Origin of the sequence: Microcoleus sp. N3A4 (assembly GCF_036701805.1) — a bacterium.
Lineage (GTDB): Bacteria > Cyanobacteriota > Cyanobacteriia > Cyanobacteriales > Microcoleaceae > Microcoleus.
Genome location: NZ_JAUBRJ010000048.1, coordinates 39,969 through 44,988, shown reverse-complemented (window position 1 = coordinate 44,988; position 5,020 = coordinate 39,969). Strand labels below are relative to the sequence as shown.

General features: G+C 43.3%; 5 protein-coding genes and 1 pseudogene. 2 read left to right on the top strand and 4 right to left on the bottom strand.

Translation table 11 applies throughout. From position 1 onward, the window contains the following. Together QUA56_RS24205 and QUA56_RS24200 are read right to left on the bottom strand one after the other, a co-directional pair. Window positions 1-293 (bottom strand): annotated as a pseudogene (locus QUA56_RS24205) (hypothetical protein); the annotation flags it as partial. Then, window positions 290-907, bottom strand: coding sequence for a hypothetical protein (locus QUA56_RS24200; protein WP_333362703.1), 618 nt, complete (start codon window positions 905-907; stop codon window positions 290-292). The gene QUA56_RS24200 and the pseudogene QUA56_RS24205, both read right to left, overlap by 4 nt. 455 nt (window positions 908-1,362) lie before the next feature. On the opposite strand from QUA56_RS24200, the gene QUA56_RS24195 reads away from it, so the two are divergent. After that, window positions 1,363-1,932, top strand: coding sequence for a Uma2 family endonuclease (locus tag QUA56_RS24195; RefSeq protein ID WP_333362700.1), 570 nt, complete (start codon window positions 1,363-1,365; stop codon window positions 1,930-1,932). Between the two features lie 11 nt (window positions 1,933-1,943). Here the strand turns inward: QUA56_RS24195 and QUA56_RS24190 are convergent, their stop codons facing one another. Beyond that, window positions 1,944-3,209 carry a folylpolyglutamate synthase/dihydrofolate synthase family protein gene (locus QUA56_RS24190; protein WP_333362697.1) on the bottom strand — a complete coding sequence of 422 codons (1,266 nt, stop codon included), beginning with the start codon at window positions 3,207-3,209 and terminating at the stop codon, window positions 1,944-1,946. A 142-nt stretch (window positions 3,210-3,351) separates the two neighbouring features. Here QUA56_RS24190 and QUA56_RS24185 point away from each other — a divergent pair, with 142 nt between their 5' ends. Further along, entirely contained in the window at window positions 3,352-4,368 is a 1,017-nt protein-coding gene (locus QUA56_RS24185) for a DNA cytosine methyltransferase (protein WP_333362694.1), read from the top strand. Window positions 4,369-4,377: 9 nt separating this feature from the next. On the opposite strand, the gene QUA56_RS24180 is transcribed toward QUA56_RS24185, so the two are convergent. Next, window positions 4,378-4,926: a hypothetical protein gene (locus tag QUA56_RS24180; protein ID WP_333362691.1), complete on the bottom strand. Its 549-nt coding sequence runs from the start codon at window positions 4,924-4,926 to the stop codon at window positions 4,378-4,380. Window positions 4,927-5,020: the final 94 nt, after the last annotated feature.

Below are 5,020 nucleotides of genomic sequence, written 5' to 3'. Positions count from 1 at the left end.
AACTGTAGGTGCGTCGCATCGAATAGCTTCAAATTATCACCAAATTTTCGGGAGCGACGCACCTTACGATTAGCGATCGTCACAGCAATGTTTTCTGCGTTAACCTCTTTTAACTGTAGGTGCGTCGCATCGAATAGCTTCAAATTATCACCAAATTTTCGGGAGCGACGCACCTTACGATTAGCGATAGTTACAGCAAGATTTTCTGCGTTAACCTCGACCCGCTGCACCATCATTGGATGATTCTGTTGCCAAAGAGAGAAACAATCCGTATCAAGTATGTATCGGCTCATTTGGTTTCAGCCGCAGCGTCAATTTGACTGTAATAAGCTTCGGTTTCTGCATCGAGTTCGCGGCGAGATTCTTCTATGTGTGCCAATACCTCATCGTAATGCGGATCGTTTTCATACTTACCAGCTAACCTCACCCAAGGATTGTTCGATCGACTAGAAGTGAGTTTGACAGAGACGATTTCAGCTTCGGCTAGCTGGGCATTTACTAAATCGTGAAGGTTTTGCAGTGCTTGCGATCGCGTCTCGCCAAATGCTTTACATTCGGGCCATCCCAGCAACGCTGCACTGACTGTTCTGTCTGATTCGTTTTTAATGATTATGTGAGCAGTTGAGCTGTCGAGGTCGCCCCCAAAGTTAGTGCGATCGGCTGCGCGAATGTCGCAGGTAGCGTTACCTGTTAAGAGTGTTTTTGTCTTAACTGTATGCTTGCTGTTTTCTTGGCGCGACTTTTCTCTTTCTCCAATGATAGACGCCTTCAGTGCTGCTGTATTGTTTTCCTGAAGCTGCTTGATTATGTTTCGCCTGAAAAGCTCGTCAAATAGTAAAGTTTGCTCTTGGGCTGGCAAAGCTTCTATATATTCAATTAGCGTTTGCACCGATATAAGGCTGCTCATAAACTTCTATCTCTAAATTTTTATAAACTCACTTGTATTGTAACAAAAATTGGGCATTGGGCATTGGGCATTGGGCATTAGGCATTAATCTTTTTTGCGATCGCCCCTTGCTTTTTTCTGCCACTTGACATATTATTAAATAATCGGAATCTGTGCCGCTATATATATAAGCAGATATAAGCTTTTAAGTTATTAAATGATGAAATTACCGCCTCTCCACAAGGCGGAGTCGGATGAGAACTCTGGATAAGTCAATCTCGACTATTTGAGAGGTAAATGTTTGTTGATAAGAACGATGGCTCATCCCAGAAACCGGGTTTATTTATCCCGTGCGATCGCCTTTCTCCATTCAGCTTGATTGATGATTTCTACAAAAATAGCCTAAATTCCTCAAATATTCAGAAATTTAACTCGTTTTAAAATCAAAGCTCAGATCGGAATAGGAGAAAATTCTTATGCCAGCGATGACACTCAAAGATTTAAACCAAGTTCAAACCCTTTTTTCCGAAGCGGGTTTAGATTACAAAATTGAACTAGAAGACGGGAGACTTTTAATTGTGGGGCCGTCAGACATCGTATCCAGTGAAATCAGCAGTATTTTGATTCGCTTGCTGGGTAACTGGGTTTATCCCCGTCGCTTGGGGAGAGTCTTTGACTCCGCAGGCGGTTTCATCATGCCGGATACGAATGTCAAAGCAACGGATGTTTCTTTTGTGCGCGCCGCCCGCTTGCGCCAAAGTCCGCGTTATTTTGGAGAACTTGTCCCCGATTTGGTGGTTGAGATTAAATCTCAGATCGATCGCATTAAGCTTATAGAAACCAAGGTTTTGAAGTTTATAGAATTGGGTGCGACCGTCGGAATTCTGATCGATCCTGATGAAGAAACAGTGACTATTTATCGTTCTACTGGTGAACCGATTGTTTTAGGAAATGGCGATATCTTAACAGTAGCAGAACTTTTTCCGGGTTGGGAATTGTCCGTTTCGGAATTGTGGCCTCCTATCTTTACTGAGGAAGAAACATAATTATGATGCGTTCACGCTTGGGATTGTTGTTGTTGCAGAAAGTAGCCGACGAGATAAAGGGAACCGCAAAGAATTGTTAGGTTGTCGCCTGCAACAGCAGCATCTAAGGCTGTTGTTAAGTCGGGGAAGGCTTGACAGAGGGTTAATTCGGGGCAGATAATTTGAGCGAGGGCGGCTAATTCTTTGGGGGATGATGAGTTTGGATCGGGTACGGGTACTAGGTAAAGTCGATCGCCCTTTTTGAGTAATGCTTTCAAAATATCATCGCAGTCTTTCGTCGCAAGAATGCCGATTACCCAGTTAATTGGTGGCTGGGAACTGTTAAGATTATCTACATATTCGCGCAGGGCGATCGCTGCGGCTGGATTGTGCGCGCCGTCAATCAGGATTTTGCGGTTTTTCCAAGTAGTCTGTTGGAGTCTTCCGGGCCATTGGGTTTTGGCGATACCGTTTTCGATGGCGGTTGGGGAAATTTGCCATCCTTGGTTTTGGAGAATTTGCAAAGTTGCGATCGCAATTGCTGAATTCATTAGTTGAATTTTTCCCAGCAGCGGCAATTGATATTTTATTTTAACCGCATTTTGATTTAACTGATATTCTGCAAATCCTTGTCCTAAATCTATTGCTGGTTTTACCCAAGTTGCCGGACAGTCTAATTCTTGAATGCGTTTTTCTACTACTATTCTAGCTGATTCTGGCAATTCTCCGATAACTGCCGGACATTTTGCTTTAAGAATTCCCGCTTTTTCCCCAGCAATATCGGCCACGGTGGGGCCGAGTATTTGCCAGTGGTCGAGACTGATAGAAGTAATGACGCTAGCGAGAGGTGTTTCGCAAACGTTAGTCGCGTCTAATCTACCGCCCAATCCAGTTTCTATGACTGCAATGTCTGCTTTTTGTTCAGCGAAATACAGCCAAGCTGCGGCCGTGATTATTTCAAATTGAGTGGGAGTTTCGGTGTTGTTTTCGGTGGCGGCGACAACTCGTTCTAGACACTGTTGCAATGCTGTTGGGGAAATTGGTTTTTGGTTGATGCAAATTCTTTCTGTCCAATCGATTAGGTGCGGGGATGTGTAGCGTCCGACTCGATAGCCTGCTTCGGTTAATACTGAGGATAGGTAGGCGCAGACGGAACCTTTGCCGTTTGTACCGGCGATGTGGATGATGGGGACTTTTTGGTGGGGGTTGTCTAGTTTTTCTAGAAGTTGTTTGATTCTTTCGAGACCGAGGTGGACGCCGAAGTGTTGGTAAGATTTGAGGAGGGAACTTGCATTCATTGAGGATTATAAATTCTGTTTGTTTGGGAATTTGATTTTTTTATTAACCGCAGAGGGCGCAGAGTGAGAGAAGAAAGAGGTAGATATCTAATAAAAGAGAGGTTTATAATTGATTTATTGTATTTATTGCGGGTGAAAAAAGGTGGCTTTGGATATTATTTCTCTGTTTTCTGGTTGTGGGGGGTTGGATTTGGGTTTTCGCTTGGCTGGGTTTAATCCGGTTTGGGCGAATGAATATGATAAGTCTATTTGGGATACGTATAATTTCAATCATCCTGAAACTATTTTAGATCGCAGAGATATCAGAAAAATTAATTCTGATGAAATTCCCAACTGTATTGGGATAATCGGCGGGCCTCCTTGTCAAAGTTGGAGTGAAGCGGGGGCGAAACGCGGGATTGATGACAGTCGGGGTCAACTTTTCTGGGAGTATATCAGAATTGTGCGGGACAAGCAGCCTTTGTTTTTTTTAGCTGAGAATGTTAGCGGTATTTTGGCTCCCAGAAACAAGGATGCTTTTACTTATATATTATCGCAGTTTGAGGAAATTGGGTATCGGGTTTCGTTCAAGTTGTTGAATGCTAGAAATTTTGGTGTCCCGCAAGATAGGCAAAGGGTGATTGTTATCGGTTATCGGCAGACTCTGGGTTTTGGTTTTGAGTTTCCCGAACCTGGAACCGATGTTTTGACGCTGAAAGATGCGATTTTTGACTTAAAGGCGATCGCGCCTATGTCAGTTAAGGGTAAATTAGATAATTATCACGATTCTGTCCCAAACCACGAATGTGCGGATTTGGGATTTTCCAGCATTTATATGTCGCGCAATCGAGTTAGAAGTTGGTCGGAACCTTCTTTTACAATTCAAGCAAGCGGCAGACACGCACCTCTCCATCCTCAAGCTAGTAAAATGATTTTGGTTGGCAAAGACAAACGCATTTTTGACCCCACTTCGCCTCTGCCTTACCGTCGGCTTTCTGTGCGAGAGTGCGCGAGAGTTCAGACTTTCCCGGATGAGTTTATTTTCAAGTACAAGTATATTGCTGATGGATACAAAATGGTCGGCAATGCTGTTCCTGTGAATTTGGCTAGAGTTTTAGCCAGTAAGATTTTTGATGATATTGGAAAGTCGGGCAGATTAATGTCCTCGACTTTAGACTAATCTTCTTGGTTAGTTTTGCCCTTGGTCATCTAGGGTAAAATTCCGGGTATTTTTGACAATAAATACTTGATTTTCTTTGATTAAGTCTCCCGTACATAAAACGGGCAAGCGTTCTTGATAAGATTTGATGGCGAGGATGTAGTCTTTGTCTGCAAGTTCCGTTTTAATTTTCCGCAGTTGGTCGCCAATGACACCTAATAAGGTAATCTCGCCACTTAATTTGTCGGCGTTAGGAGTGTGAATTTGAATCACAATTCCCTGAATAGTTGTATTAGGAATTTCAGTAATTAAATCTGCTAAAATTTCCATTTGAGAGCGATTTGCGATGACCTCCAATGTCTCTAGCATCAAGTTCATTGACACGGGGAAGTCAGGAAGAGTGGAATTTAAAGGTAGAACGATTTGAGGGGCTTCTGGCTTGATATCGCTGCTTGTCCAAATAATAGCGCGGCTGTCAATTTGTTGTGCTTGTTTCCAACCTTTTGTTTTTAAGTAGTAGCTGATTTGCTGAGGTTGGAGATTTTTGAGCAATTCAATATCTTTAATTGTCACATTCATAGTTGATATCCATAGGACTTACGCAACTGTCACAGTTCTAGATCGAGTTTTTAGGTTTGTAGTGGGGGGGGGGGGGGGGGGGGGGGGGGGGGGG

Coding starts and splice junctions, on each gene's coding strand:
- QUA56_RS24180 (WP_333362691.1), bottom strand. CDS start 4,926: ATGAATGTGACAATTAAAGATATTGAATTGCTCAAAAATCTCCAACCT.
- QUA56_RS24190 (WP_333362697.1), bottom strand. CDS start 3,209: ATGAATGCAAGTTCCCTCCTCAAATCTTACCAACACTTCGGCGTCCAC.
- QUA56_RS24200 (WP_333362703.1), bottom strand. CDS start 907: ATGAGCAGCCTTATATCGGTGCAAACGCTAATTGAATATATAGAAGCT.
- QUA56_RS24195 (WP_333362700.1), top strand. CDS start 1,363: ATGCCAGCGATGACACTCAAAGATTTAAACCAAGTTCAAACCCTTTTT.